21 protein-coding genes, 1 pseudogene and 1 riboswitch are annotated in these 23,556 nt (G+C 57.9%); of the genes and pseudogenes, 9 read left to right on the forward strand and 13 right to left on the reverse strand.

What is annotated here, in order from left to right; all coding sequences use genetic code 11:
- The coding region (locus L1073_RS13910) for a hypothetical protein (RefSeq protein WP_246900204.1) at positions 1-970 on the forward strand (970 nt) is incomplete at its 5' end.
- A 41-nt stretch (positions 971-1,011) separates the two neighbouring features.
- Here the strand turns inward: L1073_RS13910 and L1073_RS13915 are convergent.
- Entirely contained in the window at positions 1,012-1,923 is a 912-nt protein-coding gene (locus L1073_RS13915; protein WP_246900205.1) for a formylglycine-generating enzyme family protein, read from the reverse strand.
- 307 nt (positions 1,924-2,230) lie between these two features.
- Positions 2,231-2,365, reverse strand: a pseudogene (locus L1073_RS17375) (IS481 family transposase); the annotation flags it as partial.
- Between the two features lie 582 nt (positions 2,366-2,947).
- Here L1073_RS17375 and L1073_RS13920 point away from each other — a divergent pair.
- On the forward strand, positions 2,948-3,994 hold the full coding sequence (locus tag L1073_RS13920) for an aldo/keto reductase (RefSeq protein ID WP_246900207.1): 1,047 nt from the start codon (positions 2,948-2,950) through the stop codon (positions 3,992-3,994).
- A 125-nt stretch (positions 3,995-4,119) separates the two neighbouring features.
- Here L1073_RS13920 and L1073_RS13925 read toward each other — a convergent pair whose 3' ends face one another.
- Positions 4,120-5,583 (reverse strand): catalase, encoded by a 1,464-nt coding sequence (locus tag L1073_RS13925; protein WP_246900209.1) that lies wholly within the window; start codon positions 5,581-5,583, stop codon positions 4,120-4,122.
- Positions 5,584-6,040: 457 nt separating this feature from the next.
- Between L1073_RS13925 and L1073_RS13930 the strand changes: the two genes are divergently transcribed.
- Complete coding sequence (locus tag L1073_RS13930) at positions 6,041-8,143, forward strand: HelD family protein (protein ID WP_246900211.1); 2,103 nt, start codon at positions 6,041-6,043, stop codon at positions 8,141-8,143.
- Positions 8,144-8,225: 82 nt separating this feature from the next.
- Here L1073_RS13930 and L1073_RS13935 read toward each other — a convergent pair whose 3' ends face one another.
- A complete protein-coding gene (locus tag L1073_RS13935) occupies positions 8,226-8,693 on the reverse strand; it encodes a transcriptional regulator (protein WP_343322512.1) in 468 nt (155 codons plus the stop codon).
- Positions 8,694-8,881: 188 nt separating this feature from the next.
- On the opposite strand from L1073_RS13935, the gene L1073_RS13940 reads away from it, so the two are divergent.
- Positions 8,882-10,681: a sensor domain-containing phosphodiesterase gene (locus tag L1073_RS13940; RefSeq protein WP_246900213.1), complete on the forward strand. Its 1,800-nt coding sequence runs from the start codon at positions 8,882-8,884 to the stop codon at positions 10,679-10,681.
- Positions 10,682-10,687: 6 nt separating this feature from the next.
- Here the strand turns inward: L1073_RS13940 and L1073_RS13945 are convergent, their stop codons facing one another.
- Positions 10,688-11,797 carry an aldose epimerase family protein gene (locus L1073_RS13945; protein ID WP_246900214.1) on the reverse strand — a complete coding sequence of 370 codons (1,110 nt, stop codon included), beginning with the start codon at positions 11,795-11,797 and terminating at the stop codon, positions 10,688-10,690.
- A 155-nt stretch (positions 11,798-11,952) separates the two neighbouring features.
- Here L1073_RS13945 and L1073_RS13950 point away from each other — a divergent pair, with 155 nt between their 5' ends.
- The gene (locus L1073_RS13950) at positions 11,953-12,957 is read left to right on the forward strand and encodes an NADP-dependent oxidoreductase (RefSeq protein WP_246900216.1); all 1,005 of its coding nucleotides are present in this window, start codon (positions 11,953-11,955) and stop codon (positions 12,955-12,957) included.
- A 10-nt stretch (positions 12,958-12,967) separates the two neighbouring features.
- On the opposite strand, the gene hemG is transcribed toward L1073_RS13950, so the two are convergent.
- Together hemG and L1073_RS13960 are read right to left on the reverse strand one after the other, a co-directional pair.
- Positions 12,968-14,398: a protoporphyrinogen oxidase gene (gene hemG / locus L1073_RS13955; protein ID WP_246900218.1), complete on the reverse strand. Its 1,431-nt coding sequence runs from the start codon at positions 14,396-14,398 to the stop codon at positions 12,968-12,970.
- Between the two features lie 102 nt (positions 14,399-14,500).
- Positions 14,501-15,751: a dicarboxylate/amino acid:cation symporter gene (locus tag L1073_RS13960; RefSeq protein ID WP_246900219.1), complete on the reverse strand. Its 1,251-nt coding sequence runs from the start codon at positions 15,749-15,751 to the stop codon at positions 14,501-14,503.
- A gap of 136 nt (positions 15,752-15,887) precedes the next feature.
- On the opposite strand from L1073_RS13960, the gene L1073_RS13965 reads away from it, so the two are divergent.
- The gene (locus L1073_RS13965; RefSeq protein ID WP_246900221.1) at positions 15,888-16,661 is read left to right on the forward strand and encodes an HAD-IIA family hydrolase; all 774 of its coding nucleotides are present in this window, start codon (positions 15,888-15,890) and stop codon (positions 16,659-16,661) included.
- Positions 16,662-16,685: 24 nt separating this feature from the next.
- Here the strand turns inward: L1073_RS13965 and yghU are convergent, their stop codons facing one another.
- A complete protein-coding gene (gene yghU / locus L1073_RS13970) occupies positions 16,686-17,555 on the reverse strand; it encodes a glutathione-dependent disulfide-bond oxidoreductase (protein ID WP_246900223.1) in 870 nt (289 codons plus the stop codon).
- Between the two features lie 376 nt (positions 17,556-17,931).
- Between yghU and L1073_RS13975 the strand changes: the two genes are divergently transcribed.
- Positions 17,932-19,455: a hypothetical protein gene (locus L1073_RS13975; protein ID WP_246900225.1), complete on the forward strand. Its 1,524-nt coding sequence runs from the start codon at positions 17,932-17,934 to the stop codon at positions 19,453-19,455.
- Between the two features lies 1 nt (position 19,456).
- A complete protein-coding gene (locus L1073_RS13980) occupies positions 19,457-20,563 on the forward strand; it encodes a hypothetical protein (RefSeq protein ID WP_246900226.1) in 1,107 nt (368 codons plus the stop codon).
- Here L1073_RS13980 and L1073_RS13985 read toward each other — a convergent pair.
- The 4 genes from L1073_RS13985 to L1073_RS14000 form a co-directional block, all read right to left on the reverse strand.
- The gene (locus L1073_RS13985) at positions 20,547-20,870 is read right to left on the reverse strand and encodes an AGE family epimerase/isomerase (protein WP_246900228.1); all 324 of its coding nucleotides are present in this window, start codon (positions 20,868-20,870) and stop codon (positions 20,547-20,549) included. The genes L1073_RS13980 and L1073_RS13985 overlap by 17 nt on opposite strands.
- Positions 20,871-20,969: 99 nt before the next feature.
- Complete coding sequence (locus tag L1073_RS13990) at positions 20,970-21,248, reverse strand: type II toxin-antitoxin system RelE/ParE family toxin (RefSeq protein WP_246900230.1); 279 nt, start codon at positions 21,246-21,248, stop codon at positions 20,970-20,972.
- 2 nt (positions 21,249-21,250) lie between these two features.
- Complete coding sequence (locus L1073_RS13995; protein ID WP_246900232.1) at positions 21,251-21,472, reverse strand: ParD-like family protein; 222 nt, start codon at positions 21,470-21,472, stop codon at positions 21,251-21,253.
- Positions 21,473-21,575: 103 nt separating this feature from the next.
- A complete protein-coding gene (locus L1073_RS14000; protein ID WP_246900234.1) occupies positions 21,576-21,923 on the reverse strand; it encodes a hypothetical protein in 348 nt (115 codons plus the stop codon).
- 217 nt (positions 21,924-22,140) lie between these two features.
- Here L1073_RS14000 and L1073_RS14005 point away from each other — a divergent pair, with 217 nt between their 5' ends.
- Entirely contained in the window at positions 22,141-22,659 is a 519-nt protein-coding gene (locus tag L1073_RS14005; RefSeq protein ID WP_246900236.1) for an MFS transporter, read from the forward strand.
- Between the two features lie 14 nt (positions 22,660-22,673).
- Here L1073_RS14005 and tenA read toward each other — a convergent pair whose 3' ends face one another.
- Positions 22,674-23,345, reverse strand: a complete 672-nt coding sequence (gene tenA / locus L1073_RS14010; RefSeq protein ID WP_246900238.1) for a thiaminase II — start codon at positions 23,343-23,345, stop codon at positions 22,674-22,676.
- Positions 23,346-23,406: 61 nt separating this feature from the next.
- Positions 23,407-23,533: riboswitch (TPP riboswitch) on the reverse strand.
- Positions 23,534-23,556 lie beyond the last annotated feature (23 nt).

Consider the following 23,556-nt stretch of genomic DNA (forward strand, 5'->3'; position numbering starts at 1 on the left):
AGGCACCGCGCAAGCTGGTGCAGGCCTTGAGGCCGGGCTAAATATCACATACGAGAGGGGCAAGTTCAGATTCATGGCCAAGGCCGGCTTCTGCTGGGGCGTGGGTGCCAAGGGAAAGGTGTCGGGAGAGATAGATGCAAGTCTGGTGGTGGAGTTTATCAAGTGGGTCGCTTATCAGCTTCGCCACGTGAACTATCAACGACTGGACTTTATTGGTGCAGATGCATTTCAAGCAATATCTGACATCATCTATACGGTAGTACTGACCGGAGAAAAAATAGAAAACTTCTTAGCCAGATCTACGGCCGCAATCTCTATATTAGCCCAAGAGAAATACCAAAAAATAAAAAACGATATTGAAGACAGCTTTGAACGGGGAAAGCTAACAGCGCGCATCAATAGTAATTCCAGTATTTTAAAATATGCAACTCCCGAGGCGAAAGGTGCGCTTCTCTACTTGTTGACGGAAAATGGCATAGTGGATGACCTTGACCCAAGGAATGCAACCTCGCCTATTAGTCCCGACGCTTGGCGGCTTGGAGGACTCCCTAACAGAAAACAGGCTATTATCCGAGTGTTCGAGTGGGTCCAATCGAAAGCGGAGTTCAACTGCGTGATGCAGCGGGTTACGCCAACCATCAGCGTAGTAGAAATCCCCTTCGGAGATAAAGCGGCGCGTACGGCCGAGGGTAAAGCCAGGGTCTATGGTTTTCTTGATGCAGGCGAAATTGATCGTGACTCATTGCTCGGCAATCGTTTCACAACCAGCGACTACGATAACGACCTCCAGCGGATCTATGAACAGCTTCCCGACAAAGCGCCAAAAGGTGGACGTTTAGTGAGAAATCGCGTAGATGAATATTTTAGCCAAGTGCGCCAAAGCGTGGCACCCGAATTTTACAAACCTTGCAACAATCCAACCAACATTATCTGCTCACCCGATGATAATGACATAAAATCTATTGCCTGAAAGCAACCTGCGGGAGGCGCGGCGATGCGCCTCCCGGCTGATTATCGATCAATGTTATCAACATTAACTACACATCGAGCAGTATACGTAATTGAGGTGTCATTCTTTTCAATCTTTGACGGGGCATGATAACGTTGCATAGTTAGCCCCGCTCCCCAACCATCACCGTGAGGTAATCCTCGAACAACCTTTTCGTCACCTTCATCCGGTCCCTGAGGATTATGCTCAGGTGAATTCTGGTAATAATCAGCTTGGTACCAATCAGAGACCCACTCGTACCCATTGTCCCCCATTTGGTACAACCCAATCTTGTTGGGCGGGTAAAGCTTTACTGGATAAGGAGCAAGATTACTTCTCATCCCCGTCTGGGTTGCCTTATCCACATCATCACTGGTTGGAATACTTTTGCCCTTCTCAAGTGTGCCCGTGCTAGTGCCGTAAGGTATAAATTTCCCACCCGAACGAGCCGCATATTCCCACTGCGCCTCTGTCGGCAAGGCAAAGGGAAGTGAGGTTTCCTTGGCGAGCCAGTCGCAGTAATCCTTGGCCTGATACCAGTCAACACCAGCAGGCACGTTATCCTGACGAAACTGCATCTCGAACTCGTTGGTGCTGTTGATCTTGTCTTTTCCCGTGGCCTGAGTATAGACATCGTAATCGGCGTAGGTCACCTTGGTCGGCAACATGTAGAAAGTATCCAGCGTGACCTTATGCAGCGGCTTATTGTCCTGATCGGCACTGTAGGGCAATCCTTTGTCGCTGCCTGTCAGATTGGGATCGATCGGCCCGAAATCCCCCATCTGGAAGGTACCGCCCTCGACGCGAACGAGCTCGTCTTTCGTCTTCTTGATCAGCGCATCGACCGCCTGTTGGTTGTTCGAGTCAGCCTGACCATTGTCACAGGCAGCCAAGCTAAAGGTCGATAGCACCACCAGAACGAACAGTGGTTTCATGGAAAATTCCTTTTTCAACGTTCCGACTAGCACGAAATGCTATAGAGTAGAGAGGTAGCTTCACTATCCATGACTCTACCAGAAGCAATTTTTGCATGCACACTCCACAGAGCCACTTCTAACGTCAAAGTCAAAAAAGCTTTAAATCACCCTAGTTGATCAGCACTCACTACACAGCGAAAGCCAGTTGGCCGCCTTTTTGCGTATTTTGCCCTGCACTACTTTGACCGCAGGCCGTCAGAGCAAGCGATAATATTGCCGCTAACATCAAAAAAGGTTTCATAACTACTCCACAACGTGCAATTTTCTAGATGTCAGGCCCCGAGTGATTGACTAATCGCTTGGTAAAGAGCTCTGCCCGTTTGTCCTGCTATTCTTTCATCACGGCTATCAGTGATTGATGGTGCAGTGCCTTCTGCGAGATATGGTGATTATACAGCCAACAGGCACCGTCCGAGCCGTTGACCCTGGCGGGCTGGGGCGAGCGTTTATGACTGTGTACTTCTGGCCGGCTACTTGATCATGTTCCCTACTTTCAGGGGCTAAAAGGACGGCCACACCGTCGCCCGCGCAAGCTGCACACCGATAAGGCCTATTGACCATCATCGTTGTCGCCGCTAATGCCGTAGGCGAAACATTCAGCTCCGCATTACCCGGCGATGAGTGGAAAACAGCCGACGTCGGGCGTCACCGATGGGTAGTGGAGCGCACTTTCTCATGGTTGATTGACTTCAGGCATCTGGTAACACGATAGAAGCGCCAAGCTGATACCCCTTATGCGCTGACCTTGATCGGATGCTCGTTGATCTGTTTTAACCGCTTACGAGATAGGGTTTGAACCACCCTCTTATACCGACGAGCCGACAACAGGATCGGGCATGAACTCGACAGGATCGCGCATTTTATCTGCCGTCATAGGGTCCATACTGATAAGAGCCGCTTCATCACGAATGTCTGCTCAACCGCTCGAAGGATGATAGCGGTTCTCTTCGAGGGTCGTATTCGTCACCGTCAGGAGTTTTTCATGCGTTATCAACCATTCGGCAATACCGGTTTGTTCGTCTCCGAGCTGTGCCTTGGCACCATGACCTTCGGCGGCCAGGGCGAGCTATGGGGCCAGATCGGCGATCTACAGCAAAGCGATGCCGAGCGCCTGATCGGCCGCGCACTGGATGCCGGCATCAATTTCATCGACACCGCCGATGTGTATTCCCAGGGCCATTCCGAGATCATCACCGGCCAGGCACTCAAGAATCTCGACGTCCCGCGCGACGAGATCGTCGTCGCCTCCAAGGTATTCGGCGAAACCGGCCACGGCGGCGTCAATGCCCGTGGCATGTCGCGCTATCACATCATGGAGGGCATCAAGGCCAGCCTGCAGCGACTGCAGCTCGATCATCTCGATGTCTACCAGATTCACGGCTTCGATCCCGCCACCCCCATCGAGGAAGCCGTGCGCGCGCTCGACACCCTCGTACAGCACGGCCACGTGCGCTACGTCGGGGTTTCCAACTGGGCGGCCTGGCAGATCATGAAGGCACTGGGCATCGCCGAGCGTCACGGTCTGGCGCGCTTCGAATCGCTGCAGGCGTATTACACCCTCGCCGGGCGCGATCTCGAGCGCGAGCTGATCCCCATGCTGCAGAGCGAAAATCTCGGGTTGATGGTCTGGAGCCCGCTCGCGGGCGGTTTCCTGAGCGGCAAATACACGCGCGACGGCCAGGGCGAGGCAGGCAGCCGGCGCCTCAATTTCGACTTCCCGCCGGTCGACAAGGAGCGTGCCTTCGACTGCATCGACGTGATGGGCAAGATCGCCAAGGCGCACGGCGTCTCCGTGGCCCAGATAGCGCTGGCATGGCTGTTGTATCAGCCGGCGGTGACGAGTGTCATCGTCGGGGCCAAACGCGTCGACCAGCTCGACGATAATATCGCCGCCACGCAGGTCGCATTGAGCCACGAAGAACTCTCCGAGCTCGATGCCGTCAGCGCGCTGCCCGCCGAGTATCCCGGCTGGATGTTCGAGCGCCAGGGTGACTATCGCCGTCAGCAACTGGCCAACGCCAAGCGCTGAACCGATACCTCTCACGTCCCCATCTCAGGACTAACTCACGCACTCACCTGAGTACTAAAAGCACGGCCCGCTTCCCTGAAGAGAAGCGGGCCGTGTGGTAGGTAAAGGCTGAAGCGGACCGTGTGTTACAGCCCCCTGTTTGCCTTCACACCTTCTTCGATACGCCGACCGATCTCGGCATCGATGTTCTTCCAGTACTCGAACACACGCGACAGTACCGGCTCCTCGACACCGCCTGAGACATGCCCGACCACATTGTTGACCAAGCGATCACGCGCGGCATCGTCCATGACCTTGTTGATCAGTTCATTGGCCTGACTGTAGTCATCGTCGTCCTTGCGCAGGGCATAGGGCGCGCGCACCATCTGACCGTTGGCTTCCCAGGTGGAGTCGGTGGGATAATGCTCGCCATCCGCCGCCGGACCGCCCTTGGAGTTGGGCGCGTAGACCGGGTCAGAGACCTTGTCGATGCGCATCGCCCCGTCCTTGCTGTAACTGTGCACGGGAGCCTTGGGCGCGTTGACCGGGATCTGCTTGTAGTTGACACCCAGACGCGCACGGTGTGCATCGGCGTAGGAGAACACACGCCCGATGAGCATCTTGTCCGGGCTAATACCGATGCCGGGTACGAGGTTGTTAGGCTCGAAGGCCGCCTGTTCGATCTCGGAATGGTTGTCAGTCGGGTTACGGTTCAACTGCAGCTTGCCGACCTTGATCAGCGGATAATCGTCGTGCGGCCAGACCTTGGTCAGATCGAACGGATTGATGCGGTATGTATCGGCATCCGCAAACGGCATGATCTGCATGTAGAGCGTCCAGCTCGGGTAATCGCCCTGCTGGATGGCGTTATACAGATCGCGAGTATGGTAGTCACCGTCCTCACCGGCCAATTGGTCGGCTTCTTCCTGGGTCAGGCATTCAATGCCCTGGTCGGTCTTGAAGTGGTACTTGACCCAGAATTTCTCGCCCTGAGCGTTGGCCCACATATAAGTATGGCTGGAATAGCCATTCATATGGCGCCAGGTCTTGGGAATGCCGCGATCCCCCATCAGCCAGGTCACCTGATGAGCGGACTCCGGCGACAGCGTCCAGAAATCCCACTGCATGTCATTATCGCGCAGGTTAGTATCGGCACGCCGCTTCTGGCTGCGGATGAAGTGCTGGAACTTCATCGGGTCACGGATGAAGAACACCGGCGTGTTGTTCCCCACCATGTCGTAGTTGCCTTCACTGGTGTAGAACTTGATCGAGAACCCGCGCGGATCGCGCCACGTGTCGGGGCTCCCGCGTTCACCGGCCACCGTGGAGAAACGAATCAACACATCGGTCTTGGTGCCAGGCTGGAACACGGCCGCTTTAGTGTACTTGCTGACGTCTTCAGTCACCTCGAAATGACCGAAGGCACCACTGCCCTTGGCGTGCGGTTGACGCTCGGGAATCCGCTCGCGGTTGAAGTTCGCCATCTGCTCGATGAGATAGTGATCGTGCATTACGATCGGACCGTCAGGCCCCACGGACAGCGAATGCTCGTCACTGGCCACTGGAATTCCGGCGTCTGTCGTCGTTGGCTTGCGATTGTCTTGCGTCACGATGATCTCTCCCCATCATTTTCATATGTGGCACAGCATACCGCCACGCCCTTTCCCTGGGATCGAGCCACTGGCCTTGTGATCGAACCACTGGCGCGATAGTGCAATCTGGCTAGGGAACTTCCCGTTTCCCTCTTCATGTATAGGAAATAACCGCAATGACTGTCTACCCAGATTCTGACGGCTCAGTCGACTCAGAAGCGGCTGGCAGCACCTGTCGACAGGTCACCGGATAAGGCCGATTCGCGTCAGCCCCCCGTGCGGCAAGGAATCGCCATGCATGACATTCAATCAGAATGTTTCATGCGATAGCCTGACGCAATACTGATCATCAAGAAATTTCATGGCGCTTGACGCCGTCAGTCCCGACCGCCGGCCGCGCCATGGGTGCCATGTCGTCCCCGGCAGGTTAAAATGGTATGCAGTTCCAATATCACCAGCAAAGCCCCTCGCCTATATGAACGCACCTCGCCATGCTAGCGCTCGCGAGCAGGAAGCGACGCACCTCGAGACCATCCAGTCACGTCTGACCAACGCCATCGACGATGCCGAAGCACGTCTGAGCGATTACAGACAGGACATTCAGGAGCAGAAAACATACCTGTCGGAAAATCGCGACGAGATGGATCATATCGAGAAGATATCCTCCCGCGAGTCCATCGATCAGATGGTCAGAACCGGCGATGCGTTGCTAGCGCAGAAGGGGCGTCTGGAGAAACTACAGCGTGCCCCCTATTTCGGGCGTTTCGACTTCCGCCGCGAGAGCGAGAGCGAAGCTTCGCCCATCTACATCGGCATTCATCACTTCCAGGATCACGCGACCAACCGCACGCATGTCTACGATTGGCGCGCACCGATCGCCTCGCTCTTTTACGACTATGAAACCGGGCCCGTGCGCTTCACGGCACCGGAGGGCGACATCGAAGGCCAGATTTCGCTGAAACGCCAGTTCCGCATTCAGCACGACACCATCGAGCTGATGATCGACAGTGAGGTCAACGTCGTCGACGAAGTCCTGCAGGATGAGCTGGGACGCGCATCCGACGCCAACATGAAAAACATCGTGGCGACCATTCAGCGCGATCAGAACGCCATCATCCGTAACGACGAGGCACCGGTATTGATCATTCAGGGGGTCGCGGGCTCGGGGAAGACCTCCATCGCCTTGCATCGCATCGCCTTTCTGCTCTACCGCTTCAAGGACACGTTGAGCTCCGACGACATACTGATCGTCTCGCCCAACAGCGTGTTCGCCGACTACATCTCCACGGTGCTGCCCGAACTCGGCGAGGAATCGGTCAACGAGGTCAGCATGGAGAACCTGGCCGATACGTTGCTGGAGGGTGAGTTCCGCTTCCAGGGATTCTTCGAGCAAACCCGCGCCCTGCTGGAAAAACAGACCCCTGAATTGCAGCGCCGCGTAGCCTTCAAGGCCTCCGCCGCCATGCTGGAGCATCTGGACGCCTACCTGAAGCATGTCGAGAATCAGCGTTTCGCCGCGCGAGATGTCTGGATCGAGGGACGCTTGATTCCCGCCTGGTTGATCGAGGAAGCCTTTCATCGCCATGCCAGCCTCGCCCAACGCGATCGCCTCGAACGTGTCATTCGCGATCTCGAGGCCAGTATGCTGCAGGAATATCGCTATGCCCTGACGCCTGACGATCGCCAGCAACTGCAGAAACAACTCGGCACCATGGCCAAGACGCGTCGACGCACGCTGCGTCAAACGTACAAAGGCTTCTACGAATGGCTGGGAGAACCGGCACTGTTCAAGCCCGGCAGCCACGGTCGGCTGGAATACAACGATCTTTTTCCGCTCATCTATCTCAAGATGAAACTCGAACGCATCAGCTCGCCCTATGCACGGATCAAACATCTGCTGATCGATGAAATGCAGGACTACACGCCGGTCCAGTACGCAGTGCTCAATCGCTTGTTTTCATGCAAGAAAACGATCCTCGGCGACGCGCGCCAATCCGTCGACCCCTATAGTGCCTCGAGCCTGACGCAAATTCGACAGACCTTTCCCGGCAGTATCTGCATGACCCTCAACAAGAGCTACCGCTCCAGCTACGAGATCATGCAATTCACACAGCGGATATCTCACAACCCCGATCTCGTCGCCATCGAGCGCCACGACGAAGCACCGCGCGTCCTGCGCTTCACCTCGCGCCAGCAAGAGGCGTGTGGCATCGTCGACGAAGCGCATGCATTTCTCGACTCGTCGCATCACACCCTGGCCGTGATCTGCAAGACTCAGCGTCAGGCCGCCTATTATCACGAACAGCTCGCCACTGCTGGGGTCGATGCCGTGTTGCTCGATGAACGCAGCCAAGCCCTGAGCCGCGGCATCATCGTTTGCACTGCGCACCTGGCCAAGGGATTGGAGTTCGACCGTGTCATCGTGCCGAGTGCAGAGGACAAGACGTACCACAACGATATGGACCGTAACCTGCTGTATGTGGCCTGCACCCGTGCGATGCATCGCTTGACTCTGACATACACTGGGCAGTTGTCTACCCTGATCGAAGAAGCCAGCGATACGAACAGCGCGTCATGATAGTCATAGGAGCAATAGCGGGCGACAGTATCGACGCTAGCCTCTAAGCCCGAAGTACGATTCGACGCCTTGCCGGTTTCGCTCACGGCATCTCCTCGTTATCGTTGGAAGCATGCGCCTTGCCGAACGTGGCGATGACATGGTGCAGCACCTTGCGTTGCTCGCTAGGCAGGCTACGGTAGATTTTCAGCACTTCGGCCTCGTCTCCGCAGACCGGTACGATACCCCATTCATTGGGCGTGGCATAAAGAAGTGCCCGCTCCCTCTCGTCTCCATAGCGCAATACGTGCGGTTCGATACGCAGCCACTCGGCAAGCACCTGGAGTTTATCCTGTGCTGGAATGGAGTCACCACGAAGCCAACGCCGTACCGCTTGGAATGTAATTGGCTTTCCCCAGTAGCGGAGGTTGAACTCGCGTTCGAGTACCGAGGGGCGAGGCTCATAGCCTGCGGCAACAAGGGCCTTTTGAAGGCGTTCGGCGAACATGGTTTTTTCATTCATACGCTGAATTTGAATCAATGATTCAATTCGCGTTGAATCGTAGTTCACTTTAATATTGAATTATCCATTCAGTGCGCTGATTGGACGGTTCATGATCAAGCCCTAAGCGCCCTGGTACTCTTGGGTGGACCAGCCATGATACAGGGGGAAGGTGAATCGGCTAAGCGCCTCGTGCGACGTCTCACTGAATTCAAGCAAACGGTTGCGTATCATAAACATCGGGGGGGGATGGCATTGTGACGCCAAAACGACAAGAGCAACGTCGGCTTCATGCACTGCACGAAATCGGACTTCTAGATACACCCCCGGAAGAACGCTTCGACCGCCTGACGCGTATTGCCAAGCAGCACTATCAAGTCAATACCACGCTCTTCACGCTCATCGATGCCAAGCGCCAATGGTTCAAATCCAAACAAAATCTTGGCATGGACGCGACTCCCCGGCGGCATGCCTTCTGTGATCATACTATTCAACAAAATAGTATTTATGTCGTTGAAGACGCGGCTAACGATCCTCTTTTCCATAAGAATCCGCTCGTTACCGGCACGCCTTTCATCCGCTTCTATGCCGGCATCCCCATACGCGACCCCATGGGCTTCAAGGTCGGCACCTTATGCCTCATTGACTCGGCGCCACGTGATGCGTCTCGCATGGACTTCAGCATCTTGCGCAGCCTAGCGGCGATATTGGAAGAGGAGCTCGAGCGCGAACGCCTCAACGCTGTCGATCACGAGAAAAAGCAGTGGCTGCATGAGGCCGTCAATATCGATGGTCTTACGGGCCTTCCCAACCGCCGTCTTCTCAGTGAACTGTTCCAGGATGAACTCAACGCCACAAGACACCGGCGCGGATCAGTTTCGGTATGCTTTCTCGACTTGGATGGCTTCAAGGCGATCAACGACCTTCAGGGCCACGCAGTCGGTGACGAGGTGCTCAGATGCGTTGCGGATCGACTCCGCAGCGCCGTGCGTCATCATGATGTCATCGCCCGCCTGAGTGGCGATGAGTTCGTGATCATTCTACGTGACGTCGAACATCCAAGAACCTACCGCCATATCCTCGATCAATTGCGCCACCCCATGCACCTTCAAGGGCATGTTATCGAGTTGTCCGCCAGCATGGGAATAACACGCTTTCCAAGCGATAACTCGGATAGCGACTTGCTGCTACGGCATGCCGACCAAGCCATGTATACCGCCAAGGAGACGGGAAAGAATTGTTATCATTTTTTCGATCTCGAGAGCCATCATTCCCAGCAAGAGCGCTTTGCCATCGGTGAGCAAGTGCAGCACGCCCTGGACAACGATCAGCTCGAACTTTTCTATCAACCCCAGTTACATTACAAGACCGGTATCGTATCGGGATTCGAGTGCTTGATACGCTGGCACCATCCCTCCGGCAAGCTCGTGTATCCAGGGCGTTTCCTGCCCTATATCGAGCATACCAAGCTCGATATCGAGCTTGGCAAACAGGTCATCAACCAGGCAGTATCGACCCTCGAAACGTTCCAGGTACGGGATCTTCCCTACACCATCAGCATCAATCTAAGCCCATCCCACTTTCTCAACGACGAGTTTCTCGATCATCTCAACAACACGCTAAGCCGGTATGACATGGCGTTTCGCAAGCGTCTGACACTCGAGATCCTCGAAAGCACGGCACTCGACGATGCGGGCCTCGCAGCGTCGAATATCAAGGCATGTCAGGCGCTGGGGGTGCAACTCTCCCTTGATGACTTTGGAACCGGCTATGCCTCGTTGAGCTACCTGCGCAAGTTTTCCACCAACGAAATCAAGATCGACCGCTCATTCATCCTCGGCATGCTGGACGACCCTGAGGATGAAATGATCGTCGAGGCAATCGTCGCGCTGTCCAAGAGCTTCAATCGCCGTGTGATCGCCGAGGGCATCGAAGATCGTGCCACCGAGGAGAAGCTCATTGCCATGGGCTGCGACATAGGCCAGGGCTTCTTGTACAGTCCCGCCCTGCCGCTCGATGAAGCGCTGGACTGGGCGGACTGTTACGCGCGCCCCTGACGTCGCTCAGTTGTCGCCGCCCTGCGTAGCAAAGCGCCATACCGTGCGCGATTCATAAGTGTCGCCAGGCTTGAGAATCGTCGATGGGAAATCCGCCTGGTTGGGAGAGTCCGGAAAGTGCTGGGTTTCCAGCGCGAACCCGCCGCGCTTTTCATAGACCTCGCCTCCCTTGCCGGTCAGCGTGCCATCGAGAAAATTCCCCGAGTAGAACTGCACTCCTGGCTCGGTGGTAGCGACCTCCAGCACACGACCACTATCCGGCGCGACAACGCGAGCAGCCGTTACCAGTGTGTCTGCAGCCGCTTCGTCACGCGCCAGCACGAAATTGTGATCGTAGCCCTGGCCGTACTCGAGCTGAGTATTGTCGTCATTGATGCGTGAGCCGATCGCCGTCGCCTCGCGGAAATCGAACGGCGTGCCCGCTACGTCGCGACTCTCTCCGATCGGAATCAATGTTTCCCCGACCGGCGTGAAAGTATCGGCATTGAGCATCAAACGGTGGTCGGTGATCGGCCCGCTGCCTTCGCCCTCGAGATTGAAGTAGCTGTGCTGAGTCAAATTGACCGGCGTCGCCTTGTCGGTGGTGGCGTGATAGTCGATGATCATTTTATCGTCAGTGGTCAGCGTATACCGCACGCGAGTCTCGAGCGTTCCGGGATAGCCTTCTTCGCCATCTTCACTGGTATAACACAGTTCGACGCCGACACCGGTGTCGTTCTCGAAGGAATGCGCCTGCCAAAGCCGCTTGTCGAAGCCTTGATCGCCCCCGTGGAGATGATTGGGGCCGTCGTTGGTTGCCAGCTCGTAGGCCGTACCGTCGAGCGTGAAGCGTCCCTCGGCGATACGATTGCCGTAACGCCCGATCAAGGCGCCGAAATAGGGGTTCAACTTGCGATATGCCTCGGAACGGTAGTCTTCCAGGGAATCGAAGCCCAGCACGATGTCGTCGACATTTCCCTGTGCATCCGGGGTACGCAGGGACGTGATGATGCCGCCATAGGTGATCACCTGCATGTCGATGCCATGGCCGTTGCGCAGGCGGTACGCCTCGACCTCGCGGCCATCGGGGAGTTGGCCGAAGCTTTGCTTTTCGATGGAAGGAGTCTGTGTGGTCATCTCGTCTGCCTGTGCCGTGTTTAGCGCCAGCCTATCAAGCCGTCGCTATCGAACGCCCCTTGCGTCCGGCCACCTTCATGCCCATGTCATGTATACACGCCCGCCCATCCGCGTGGGCAGCATGACACATATCAGTCATCACAGCGGGAGACATCATGGAATCACGCTATTTCACCATTCATTCTCATCCTCAGGGCCTCCCCTCCAGAGATTTTTTCGCGCTGGAGTCGCAGGCACTCCCCGACCTGGCAGCGGGCGAGGTCCGCTTGCGGAACCTCTGGCTATCGGTCGACCCCTACATGCGCGGGCGCATGGACGGCGTGACGACTTACGTTCCGCCCTTCACGCTGGGCGAGCCGCTCGAAGGCGCCGCCATCGGCGAAGTGCTCGAATCGCGCGACGAACGCTTCGCCCCCGGAGATCGCGTCGTCCATATGGGCGGCTGGCGTGATATCGCTCAGCTTCCCGGCGACAGCCTCCAGGCATTGCCCGATCTCGACGTGCCACCGCAGGCCTTCCTCGGGGTGCTGGGCATGCCGGGCATGACCGCCTGGACCGGGCTCAACCGCATTGCCCAACTCAAGGAAGGCGAGCGCGTGCTGGTCAGCGCAGCGAGCGGCGCCGTCGGCTCCCTCGCCGTGCAATTGGCCAAGGCGAAAGGCTGTCATGTCGTGGGGATCGCCGGCGCGCCGGAAAAACTCGAATGGCTGGAATCGCTCGGCGTGAGCGCGGTCAGCTATCGCGGCAAGGATGCGCAACAGCTCAGTGCCGACCTCAAGGCGGCCAGCCCCGACGGGGTCGATGTCTACTACGAGAACGTCGGCGGCGACTGCCTCGAGGCCGCGCTCGACAACATTCGCGTCGGCGCACGCATCGCGGTCTGTGGCCTGATCGACAGCTATAATGCGGAAACGCCCACACCCGGCCCCAGCAATATGTCCCAAGTGCTGATCCGTCGCGCACGGATCGAAGGGTTCATCATCCTCGACGCCGAAAACTGGGAACACTACCCCGAGTTCCTGCAAGAGATCGGCCCACTCGTGGCGCGCGGCGAGATCGACTACCGGGAAACCATCGAGGATGGCCTCGAACGCACACCCGACGCTTTCCTCAAGCTCTTCGAAGGTGGCAACACCGGCAAGATGCTGGTCCGGCTGTAAATACCGGGAGTTAATCCCCACCCAGCGTCTCGGCGATCCGCTCGCCGAGACGCCGTCCGTTTTCCAGACAATCCCCCACCGCAATGCCATCCCGCCAATTGCCGAGTAGCGAGAGCCCGGCGTGACGCTCGAGCGCCTCGTCGAGGGCGGCAATACGTTCGAGATGACCCAGCTCATACTGAGGAATCGCCTGCGGCCAGCGGCTGACGCTCTGCCACACCGGCTCACCGCTAATGCCCAGTAAATCACGCAGATCGGCGACGACCTGCGCCACCTGGGCATCGTCATCGCTGGCAGCCGCCTCGGGCTGACGACGGCCACCGAGAAATGCGGTCAGCAATACATGCTCGGAAGGCGCACGCCCGGGAAACAGCGTCGAGGAAAATAGCGCGCCCAGGGTCTGGCGATGCTCGACCCCGGGAATCAGCATGCCGAAGCCATCCAGCGGATGGGCGATATCGGCACAGCGAAACCCCAGCGACACGGCGTTGACCGGCGGATAGGCGATCTCATTCAGCGGTACGACCAACTGCGGGTCGAGGGGGGCCAGTAGCGCAGCCGCCGTGGGCGCCGGCACCGCCAACACGAGTTCGCGCGCCCGAAAATCCTGTCCCGATGCTGTCTCCACACGCCAGTATTCACCCTCGCGATACACGCTGCTCACCTCGCACTCACAGTGGATCGTCGCATCGGGCTGCGCGGTGATGTCCTCGGCCAAACGTCCGGCGAGACGCTGCAGACCGGTGGGAAAGCTCACCAGTTGACCACGCCACTCACGCGGCAGGGCAGGCGGCGCACGCCGCGCCTGACGTAACCGCACCAGCCCCCCGCGAACCAGCGAGCCATACTCGCGCTCCAACGCTACCAGTCGGGGCATCGCCGCCTGCGCCGAGAGCCGTTCGGGATCGCCGGCATAGACACCGGACACGAAGGGATCGACCAGATGATTGAGCGCGCGACGTCCCAAGCGCCGCGTGACGAAATCGGCCAGGCTTTCTTCGGCCTGCGGCGCACGCCGCCGAAACGGTTCGCACAGCAACGCGCCCATGCCGCGCGGGCCGATCAGCGAATTGATGGGCGCCTTGAGCCAATGGGACGGCAGCGTCACCGGCATGCCCCGATAGGCGATGTAACGCCGTCGTGCATCCGGGTTAGCGGGCTGCGCCTCGTCGAGCAGGCCGAGCTCTTCGAGCAGCGCATGCAGCGGCGGTTTCATCATCAGGGTGTTGGGGCCGAGCTCGATCTGCCAGTCGCCATCGCGATGAGTACGCAGGTTGCCACCGACCTGTGCCGTGCGTTCCAGCAAGGCCACACTCAGTCCGCGCCTGGCCGCTGCGCGCGCGGCCATCAGGCCACTGGCCCCACCGCCGACGACGACCACATCGCGCGTTTCTCGCGTGTCTTGCCGGTCGGAGGCCTCGGATTGTGCTTCACGCTGCATGACATCTCCCGTGACAAGGCACGCCGGCGCGTGCCATTAGGTCAAGCGCTCAGGGTGCATTCAGGTATTCAGCATAACGGGCAATGCCGCCGCCGCGCGCTTTCACGAGCGCGACGCATCGACGCAGGCATCGCGGTGTCCGTCTTCTTCGCTGCGGTCGATGATCGAAGCACCGACCATATCGCCGGTGACATTGAGCGCCGTGCAGCCCATGCCCACCAGAGCGTCGATGGCAGTCAACAGCGCCACCGTCTCGATAGGCAGACCTACTTGTGCGAACACCGTGGCGATCATGATGATACCGGCACCCGGCACGCCCGCCGTGCCGATGGACACCAGTGTACCGATCAGCACGATCTCCAGCATGCTGGTGAAATCCAGCGGCGCGCCGATCACATTGGCCGCGAACACCGCCGAAATCGCGATGCGAATCGCCGCGCCATCCATGTTGATGGTCGCTCCCAACGGCAGGCTGAAACCGTAGGTGCTCCGTGACAGCCCCATGCGTCGCGCGGCGTCCAGCGTCAGCGGCAAGGTGCCGGAGCTACTCTGGGTCGCAAACGCCGTCGCCATCGGCGTGCGCGCCTCGCGGAAGAAGGCCATCAGCTTAACGCCAAAGGCCCCCATCAAGACGCAATAGAGCAGCAGATGCACGCCCAGGGCGATATACAGCACCAGCACCATGTCGCCCAGCGACAGCAATGTCTCCATCCCCTGCTCGGCCACCGTACCGGCGACGATGGCAAACACCCCGATCGGCACGTAATGCAGCACGCCGGACATCACCTTGAGCGTGAGTTCGTTAAGCGCCTCGATCACACGGTACAGTTGCTCGGCCAGCGCCCCGTGCGACTCGGACGTACGCAGTTTCAACAGGGCGATGCCGAAGACGATGGCGGTAAAGATGATGCCCAACAGGTTCAACTCGGCGAACGCCCCGATGATGTTATCCGGCACCACGCCAAGCAGCACCTGAGCGATGCCGGGATTTTCCGGCACCGACACCTCGGCGCTGCTATCCAGCGTCATCCCGCTGCCCGGGGAAAACAGCGTGGCCACCGCCAGCCCCACGGCGATCGCCAGCGCCGAGGTACCGACATAGTAGACGAATACCTTGCGCCCAACGCGACCCATGCTGCCGGCGCTGGCTTGATTGATGCCCACCATCAGCGTGAACAGCACGATGGGCACGATCAGAAACTTCAACAGCCTCAGTAGCAAATCACCGAATGGCGCCAGCCAATCCGCGACATCCTGGCCGCCGATCAGACCCACGACGACGCCGAGCACTAGCGCAATCGTGACCCGCAGGATCAACGAGCTCTTCGTATAGGCCTGCCACAATGCTTTCACCGCTCCCTCTCCTTGTTGTTTGCCCGATACCGTGTTTTAAACCTCATGCTAGACAAAATGCCCGACACGGAGGCTGCGGCGGCGCTACATTACCATTATGCTGGTCGCATCGATTCAGCAACAGGACACAAAGGCGATGAGCGAACGCGCGATCGACTGCTGGTTAACGGACATGGATGGCGTACTGATCGGCGAGGACCGGGCTCTGCCCGGCGCGGTCGAGCTGATCGATCAATGGCGCACCAATGGCACGCCCTTTCTCGTGCTCACCAATAATTCTATCTACACGCCGCGCGATCTCAGCGCACGGCTAACGCGCCTGGGCATCGATGTCCCCGAAGACCGGCTGTGGACATCCGCCCTGGCGACCGCCGCCTTTCTGCGCGACCAGGCGCCCGGCGGCTCGGCTTTCGTGATCGGCGAAGCCGGCCTGACCACGGCGATTCACGAAGCCGGGTTCGTGATGACCGATGTCGCACCGGACTTCGTGGTGCTCGGCGAGACGCGTAGCTATTCGTTCGAAGCGATTACCCGCGCGATCCGCCTGATCAACGGCGGCGCGCGCTTCATCGCCACCAACCCCGATGTCACCGGCCCCAGCCCCGAAGGCCCGTTGCCCGCCACCGGCGCGGTCGCAGCCTTGATCACCGCCGCCACCAAGCGCGAGCCGTATTACGTCGGCAAGCCCAACCCGATGATGTTCCGTTCGGCCATGAACAAGCTCGGCACGCATTCCGAGCGTACCGGCATGATCGGCGACCGCATGGACACCGACGTCATCGCCGGCATCGAGGCCGGCCTGCACACAGTGCTGGTGATGACCGGCATCGCCACGCGAAACGAAATCGAGCGCTACCCCTTCCGCCCCCGCGAAATTCTCGACTCGGTCGCGGAACTGCTGGAGAAGTAGCGCTGGCGTAGCGAGCGGGGGATGCTATGCCCCGCGCTTATCCTCTGTCCGGGTCTCAAAGTCACTGGCATCGTGGCGCTCGTGGAGCTGGAGTTCCGGCTCCCCGAAGCTGCGATTGACCATACGGCCACGCAGCACCGCCGGACGCGCATCTATTTCCTCGGCCCAGCGCACGACATGGGTGTATTCCTGAACCTGCAGGAATTCCGCCGCATCGTAGAGCCGTCCCAGCACCAACTGTCCATACCACGCCCAAGTGGCGATATCGGCGATGCTGTACTCGTCCCCGGCCAGATAACGATTGTCCGCCAGATGGCGATTCAGCACATCGAGCTGGCGCTTGGTTTCCATGGCATAACGATCGATGGGGTACTCGAGCTTGACCGGCGCATAGCTATAGAAATGCCCGAAACCGCCGCCCAGGAACGGCGCACTCCCCATCTGCCAGAACAGCCAGTTGAGCGCCTCGGTACGCGCCACATGCTCCTTGGGCAGGAACTCTCCGAACTTCTCGGCGAGATACAGAAGGATAGAGCCCGACTCGAACACGCGTATCGGCGTGTCGCCGCTGCGATCCATCAGCGCCGGAATCTTCGAATTCGGGTTGGCTTCGACGAAGCCGCTGCCGAACTGATCGCCCTCGCCGATGTTGATCAACCACGCATCGTACTCGGCACCCTGATGGCCCAACGCCAACAGCTCCTCGAACATGATGCCCGCTTTGACACCATTGGGCGTGGCCAGCGAGTAAAGCTGGAACGGATGCTCGCCCACCGGTAGCTCTTTCTCGTGGGTCGGCCCCGCGATCGGACGATTGATGCTGGCGAACTTGCCGCCGCTTTCGCTCTTCCAGGTCCAGACACGGGGTGGGGTGTACTCGGTTTCTTGGCTCATGCAGCCTCCTGGTCTATGCGTCGGATCACGCCTCGCCAAGCAGCGGGACGTATCCAGTCGCCTGAAAAGATAGTCTGATAATCATTGGGACGCGAGGCGGACGGTTCAATGGACAATTCGATAACGCAGCCTAATCCTTTCTTAACAAATCATGACAAAGTGCTAAACCCCGGGGTAAATTATACGCTTTGCGGCCAGTGTGCCCGCGTCCCAAGAACTGACATAAGGCATCACCATGGCCGCGCCTCAGGACGAGCTTTACCCTTCCCTCGACGCTGGCACCTCCCTGTCGCCTACGTCGCCTCTCCAGGTCTCCTCCGAGCACGACCTCTCGGCCGTCAATACCAGGCCATCGCCCACACAGCGACGAAGCGCCTTGAAGGAACAACGCACGCAAGAATTGCTGGATCACTGCCGCAACGAAGCGCTAAGGCAACTGATTGGCCCTTTTGGGCTATCGCCTGCCATGTTCGATGATATCGAAGGTGGCAATGTCACTACCCAGCACAACGCCAGTCAGGATATCTACGCCAAGACATCGGAAAAATACAACCGCGACGATTACGACTACCAGAGTGCCAAGCGAAACAAGAAGCGCGACGCCGTTAAAAACGGTGACATGAATTCCGACACTTTCACGGATGCCTATACAGGAGAGAAGGCACCCACCAAACGCACCACATCGAGTGGAAAACAGGGCATGAATGCGGAACTCGATCACACCGTTCCGCTCAAACAGACGCATAAAGAAGGAGGCTGGATGCTCGATGGAGAGCATCGTCAAGCACTCGCCTCGGATGATAAAAACCTGAATTACACCACGCTCGAGAACAACCGCCGGAAAAGTGATGCGCCTGCCGAGGAAGCGCTTTCCAGTCAACACGGTTACGATGAAACACGTACACGCCCCCTCATCGATGACGCACGCACCGCCATCGACGAACACTTGCCCGACACACAAGAACGAGCCGTCTACCACGCCAAGGAACTCGGCAAGACAGGCGCCCGTGAGTTTGGAAAAATGGGGATGCGTCGCGCCATGGGCTTGCTACTGCATGAGTTGGTCAGCGGTATTTTCTCCGAAATCAAAACGGTACTTAACGACCGCAATCACCCAGATCCACTGCTGGACCGCTTGAGTGCTGCGATCAAGCGTGTGGCCACACGTGTGCAAAACAAATTCAAAGATGCGCTTGGAGAGTTCTTCAAGGGTGGGCTTCAAGGCTTTATCAGTAACCTTCTCACCTTCCTCATCAACAGCCTCATCACCACCTCCGCCAAGGTGGTCACGATTATCCGTGAAGGCATGCATCAGTTATGGGATGCATTAAAGATGATGCTCTGGCCACCCGAAGGGATGAGCCGTGAGGAGAGGCTACGCGCCATTACCAAAAGCGTTGCCGGGCTTTTCACACTAGGGGTCGGCATGCTGTGGGAAGAGTCGCTTAACGCCTTCTTGCTCAGCATTCCTCCCTTGGCGCCAATAGCAGGATTCATCTCCCCCGTCATCACCGGTTTGTTGACCGGATTGGCGACGGCACTGCTGATGTATGCCATCGACTCGCTAATCGACTGGATGCTCGACAAGGGCACTGCCTACCTGAATGGCCAAATCGAGGCCCTGGAGGGTTACCAGTCGCTAATCCAACGCACGGCCGAGCATATCGACGTCCAATTTCAGCTCTCTGCCAGCTTCAAGGCGTCATTAGACATCAACGAGGCCGTCAAACATCGGTTAAGCGATGCCGACAACGCCATGGCTAATGCCAACTTGGCCGCCGCGGACACACGCTCGGCGCAAGACGAAACGCTAGCCAGCCTCGACAGCGCCACGCGCACTCAACAAGAAGTCAACGCAAAGCTCTCCCGCCTTCTCAACCGATCCCATAAGGAAACATGAGGTGTCCAACGTCATCGCCCAGCTCGCCAAGACACAGCCGCCTAAAGAACTGCTGCAACATATCGATATCAACGACATCTATGAAAAATTCCATGAGACCTTCAAGCGTCTGGATGATTTCAAGGATATCCGCGACAAACATGAGCAACGCGGTTTCCTGGGACGTCTCTTCAATGGCAAAGAACTAAAAGATGCACAGCTCGATGCCCACGAGCTGCAGGCGGAGTTCTCCAAGACATTGGCCCAGCTGATGATGATCAGCACCATGCAGTCGCAACAACTCGTGGCACAACAAAATCAACTGGGCCAACAGCAGGGCGATTTGAAGGAAAAGGCCGAGTCACTGGCCAACCACACTCGCAAACTGGAAGAGCATCAGAACAGCATATCCCAGCAGGCAACCGAGCTACGCCAATACGTCACCAACCTCCTCAATGTTCAAGGTCTCACTGCTGAACATGGCCAGCAGCTTATCGACATCGCCGAAGAGGTCACGGCGACCAAGGATCGCCTGCTGGAAGAATTCACGGCACGCGTCCAGGAGATCGATGCTGCCTTGGTCGCTCAGCAAGAAAGCTCTCAGGCGGAAATCGACCGAGTGCATGCCGAACTACAAGAGCGTCTCGCAGTATCCGAACGCCATCAGCTTGAAAAGCAGCAGCATGCTGAAAGCCGACAGGCGCAGCGGCAAGAGGCATTGACTACACGTCTAGAGCAAATCAAGACGACGCTCGAGGAAACAACACGCGCCGACATCGCCACGCTCCGAGGGGAGATCGAGACGCAGAAGGCCGATTTCCTGTCGCGTCAGTCATCCCTGTCCGAGGCTATCTCGCAAGCTCGGCAAGAGTTGCAAGCACAGCTCGATACCGACATCGCCAAGACTCACGAGACACTCTCGCGACAAATAGACGAGCGTACGACACAAAGTGATAAAGCAATAACGCTGCTACGCACCGAATTGGGCCAGTTGCACCAGCAGCAACGCGCCGACGCCAAGGCACAGCGTCGACGCATCTATTGGCTGTGGGCCGGCATGACCTTGCTCGCTATTGCCGGTGGGATTGGCATCGCTTACCCGTACTTGCCGCTTAACTATCTTGCATAGCTACCGCCACGGCCAACGCGGGCGCCAGTGGTAGGCGCGGCAACAAGGTGGCTTGGTAAGCGTGATAAAGGTCGGGTTTGACATCGCCCTGCGCCGGGTCGATGACGAGGCGATGATCCAGCTCCTGGTACCAACCGCCACGCGCTCGGTCGATGAAGTCCCACATATGACGGTACCAGTGCTCGTAGTGCGCCTCGCCGGTACGCTGCAGCAACGCGCCGGCGGCTACCAGCGCTTCGGCATGTGTCCAGTGGCGTGTATCGGTATCCAACCAGCGCCGTGATAGTGAGCGATTGTTCTCTGTCATATCATACACGCCTTGAGTGACGGGAACATTGGCGTTGGTTAGCCATTGACGACGGTACCACCATCGGGTGAATCGTCCGGCCGCTGATGAGCGGAACGGCTACTCCCGCGTCTTGATGTCACGATAGAAGTTCTCATGCGAGCCCAACGCCATTAACGTCAGTTCAATGGTGCCGTTATCATAGGAGTACCCTAGTAGAACCAACTGCTTAGCCATTTTGAATTTATAAACACGCAGGAAGTTCAGGTCGCCCTTCTTCTGTTCGCCGAGCGTGGGATCCTCGACGAGCCGGCACACGGCCTTATCCAAATCCTGCTTCTGGTTGGCATGCAGCTTTTTGACCGCCTTCTTGAAAGTAGGCGTTTGCAGCACGCGCATGATCAATCGAACTCGTAGGCGTCAAGTTTCCCAGCGTCTCGCTCCGCTTGAGCGATTATCGCCTGGCGAACGAACTCATAAGAAAGGTCGGGATTATCTTCCATGATCTCGCCAACCTTGGCCCAGTATTCGATCTGTTTCGGCACAGAGCGATTCATCGCCTTACCCATGACTGACGCTTTGTCGATTAACGCTTGATCCAAACGTACGCTGGAAGTACTCATCGGATTGACTCCATCACTAGAGGACATTCTGTAGCAATTTACCACATTTGAGGCATGCCGCTACAAGAAGTTCCCTTCCCTCGACGAGACAAGTCAAGTCAAGTCAATCGAATGTCGCCAGCACGCGCTGATATTCCTCCCGCCACGCCTGAGCATGCAAGGAGGCATCGGCGGGAAAACGCCCCAGCTCGACGGCTAGTTCGAAGAAGCCGCGTGCCGGCATATGCGGCGCGCGGCGGCTGACGACCAGCGCGGCGATGAAGGGTCGGCCTTGAGCGGCATCCTCACGTATCAAGACCTCCAGCGCCTGGGCGACACGCTGAATGGTGCGCGGTGGCTGCAAGCCGAGCGCGTCGGCGACGTCCTGGTAGGTCATTGGCAGCCTCTCTCGCGGCGTCGCTTCGAGTACTTTACGCACGGCGGCTGCAAGCGGTAACGGATTATCGGACATGGTCTTGCTCAGGCACTCGGGGTGAATGGTTTAACTTCGCGAATATCGAATCGGGGCATTGCCACCATAGTCTGAATCATGCGTGAGGCCGGACCGTGGTACAACGGTTGTTAACGGATTAACGCTGCCACCCCGGCCCTTCTACCTCACCCGAGATGCTCATGTACCACAACTCGACTTATAACGCTTACGTCGTCGACCAGCCGCCACGCGTGGCATGAGCGATACCCGCCTCTTTCGCTCGCTACGTTTTTACAATTACCGGGTGTGGACCATCGGCGCCCTGGTCTCCAATATCGGCACCTGGATGCAGCGCATCACTCAGGCACTGCTAGGGCTATTAGCCTTAGGGTTGGGGCTGGTCACTGTCACCGGCGTGGTGACGCTATGGCAGGTCTACGCCTTCGCCCTGGGGCTGGGCTGCGTCACGGCGTTCGACGCCCCCGCTCGACAGACCTTCGTCAACGACCTGGTCGGCGACAAGCATCTGTCCAACGCGGTGGCCCTCAATTCGACCTCCTTCAACGCCGCGCGGATGATCGGCCCCGCCATCGCCGGGTTGTTGATCGCCGCCGTCGGCTGGCTCGCCAATCATGCCGGCCCACGCTGGGCGATGAGCGTCGGCGCCAGTGCCGGCGTCATCGCCGCCCTCATCGGAGGTATCATGCTGATTCAACAGCGGCGACAGCGCTTGCATCTTCGGCCTTCAGAGGCTTATCGCCAACATGAGCCGTGACATGGCCGATCCGATTATTGGCTGGCTTGCCAGTCGAGCCCCATTTGCCAAAAGTCGATTTCAAGGCGCGTCGCATCTCGAAAAACACCGGCGAGCTCGTCAAAGCGCTGCTCGGTCACGTCGGCCAGTCGTTCATCCAGCCATTCGATTTCGCTGCGCATGGCGCTCTGAAACGCGTCGCTTTCGTACATGGCGATCCAGGCATCGTAGGGATTGGCATCGCGAACTGTCGTGGAGTCGCTGTTGAGAGTATTGGCGATTTCGCCATAACCAACCAGACACGGCGCGAGTGCCACATGCATGTCGAGTAAATCGCCCCGATTGCCGACATCGAGCACGTAGCGCGTGTAGGCCATGGTGGCTCGATCTTCTGGCAACCGAGCCAAGTCATGTTCGGTGATCCCCCATTGCCGGCAGTAGTCGACATGCAGCGTCAGCTCGGTATCGATGATGGCCTTGAGACTGTCAAAGGCTTGGCGCAGATCTGCCATATTGCGGCTTTTATAGACCGCCAATGCATACGCCCGCGCGAAATGCTGAATGAACAGATAGTCCTGCTGGAGATAATAGCGAAAAGCGTCCGACTCGAGCGTACCAGCGCCCAATTGGCGCACGAAATCGTGCTGGATGTACGCCTGCCAATCGGCCGCACACGTGTTTTTTAGATCGTCGAAACTATAGCCCATGATCGTCTCCGGTCGTTGGCAAGTAGAGGATCCGGAGACTAGAAGGGGTAAGCGGGGTGTTGTCATTGGCTCGCTTGATTCCCTACGCCAGTACTCGCCTGCATATGCAGGCATTCCCCGGATCAGGTTCAACGGGTCGATGCGCTATGCACCTCTCAGCCGGTCATCCGGCACCCCGTCAAGCACGATCAACACACTAGCCAACTCGAGG

It is taken from the genome of Chromohalobacter nigrandesensis, from assembly GCF_023061285.1.
Lineage (GTDB): Bacteria > Pseudomonadota > Gammaproteobacteria > Pseudomonadales > Halomonadaceae > Chromohalobacter > Chromohalobacter nigrandesensis.

What these genes read in the sequence shown, in the direction of transcription:
- L1073_RS13945 (WP_246900214.1), bottom strand. Translation starts at nt 11,797, where the DNA reads ATGACCACACAGACTCCTTCCATCGAAAAGCAAAGCTTCGGCCAACTC.
- hemG (WP_246900218.1), bottom strand. Translation starts at nt 14,398, where the DNA reads ATGCAGCGTGAAGCACAATCCGAGGCCTCCGACCGGCAAGACACGCGA.
- L1073_RS13985 (WP_246900228.1), bottom strand. Translation starts at nt 20,870, where the DNA reads ATGACAGAGAACAATCGCTCACTATCACGGCGCTGGTTGGATACCGAT.
- yghU (WP_246900223.1), bottom strand. Translation starts at nt 17,555, where the DNA reads ATGAGCCAAGAAACCGAGTACACCCCACCCCGTGTCTGGACCTGGAAG.
- L1073_RS13930 (WP_246900211.1), top strand. Translation starts at nt 6,041, where the DNA reads ATGAACGCACCTCGCCATGCTAGCGCTCGCGAGCAGGAAGCGACGCAC.
- L1073_RS13965 (WP_246900221.1), top strand. Translation starts at nt 15,888, where the DNA reads ATGAGCGAACGCGCGATCGACTGCTGGTTAACGGACATGGATGGCGTA.
- L1073_RS14005 (WP_246900236.1), top strand. Translation starts at nt 22,141, where the DNA reads ATGAGCGATACCCGCCTCTTTCGCTCGCTACGTTTTTACAATTACCGG.
- L1073_RS13950 (WP_246900216.1), top strand. Translation starts at nt 11,953, where the DNA reads ATGGAATCACGCTATTTCACCATTCATTCTCATCCTCAGGGCCTCCCC.
- L1073_RS13995 (WP_246900232.1), bottom strand. Translation starts at nt 21,472, where the DNA reads ATGAGTACTTCCAGCGTACGTTTGGATCAAGCGTTAATCGACAAAGCG.
- tenA (WP_246900238.1), bottom strand. Translation starts at nt 23,345, where the DNA reads ATGGGCTATAGTTTCGACGATCTAAAAAACACGTGTGCGGCCGATTGG.
- L1073_RS13920 (WP_246900207.1), top strand. Translation starts at nt 2,948, where the DNA reads ATGCGTTATCAACCATTCGGCAATACCGGTTTGTTCGTCTCCGAGCTG.
- L1073_RS13990 (WP_246900230.1), bottom strand. Translation starts at nt 21,248, where the DNA reads ATGCGCGTGCTGCAAACGCCTACTTTCAAGAAGGCGGTCAAAAAGCTG.
- L1073_RS14000 (WP_246900234.1), bottom strand. Translation starts at nt 21,923, where the DNA reads ATGTCCGATAATCCGTTACCGCTTGCAGCCGCCGTGCGTAAAGTACTC.
- L1073_RS13915 (WP_246900205.1), bottom strand. Translation starts at nt 1,923, where the DNA reads ATGAAACCACTGTTCGTTCTGGTGGTGCTATCGACCTTTAGCTTGGCT.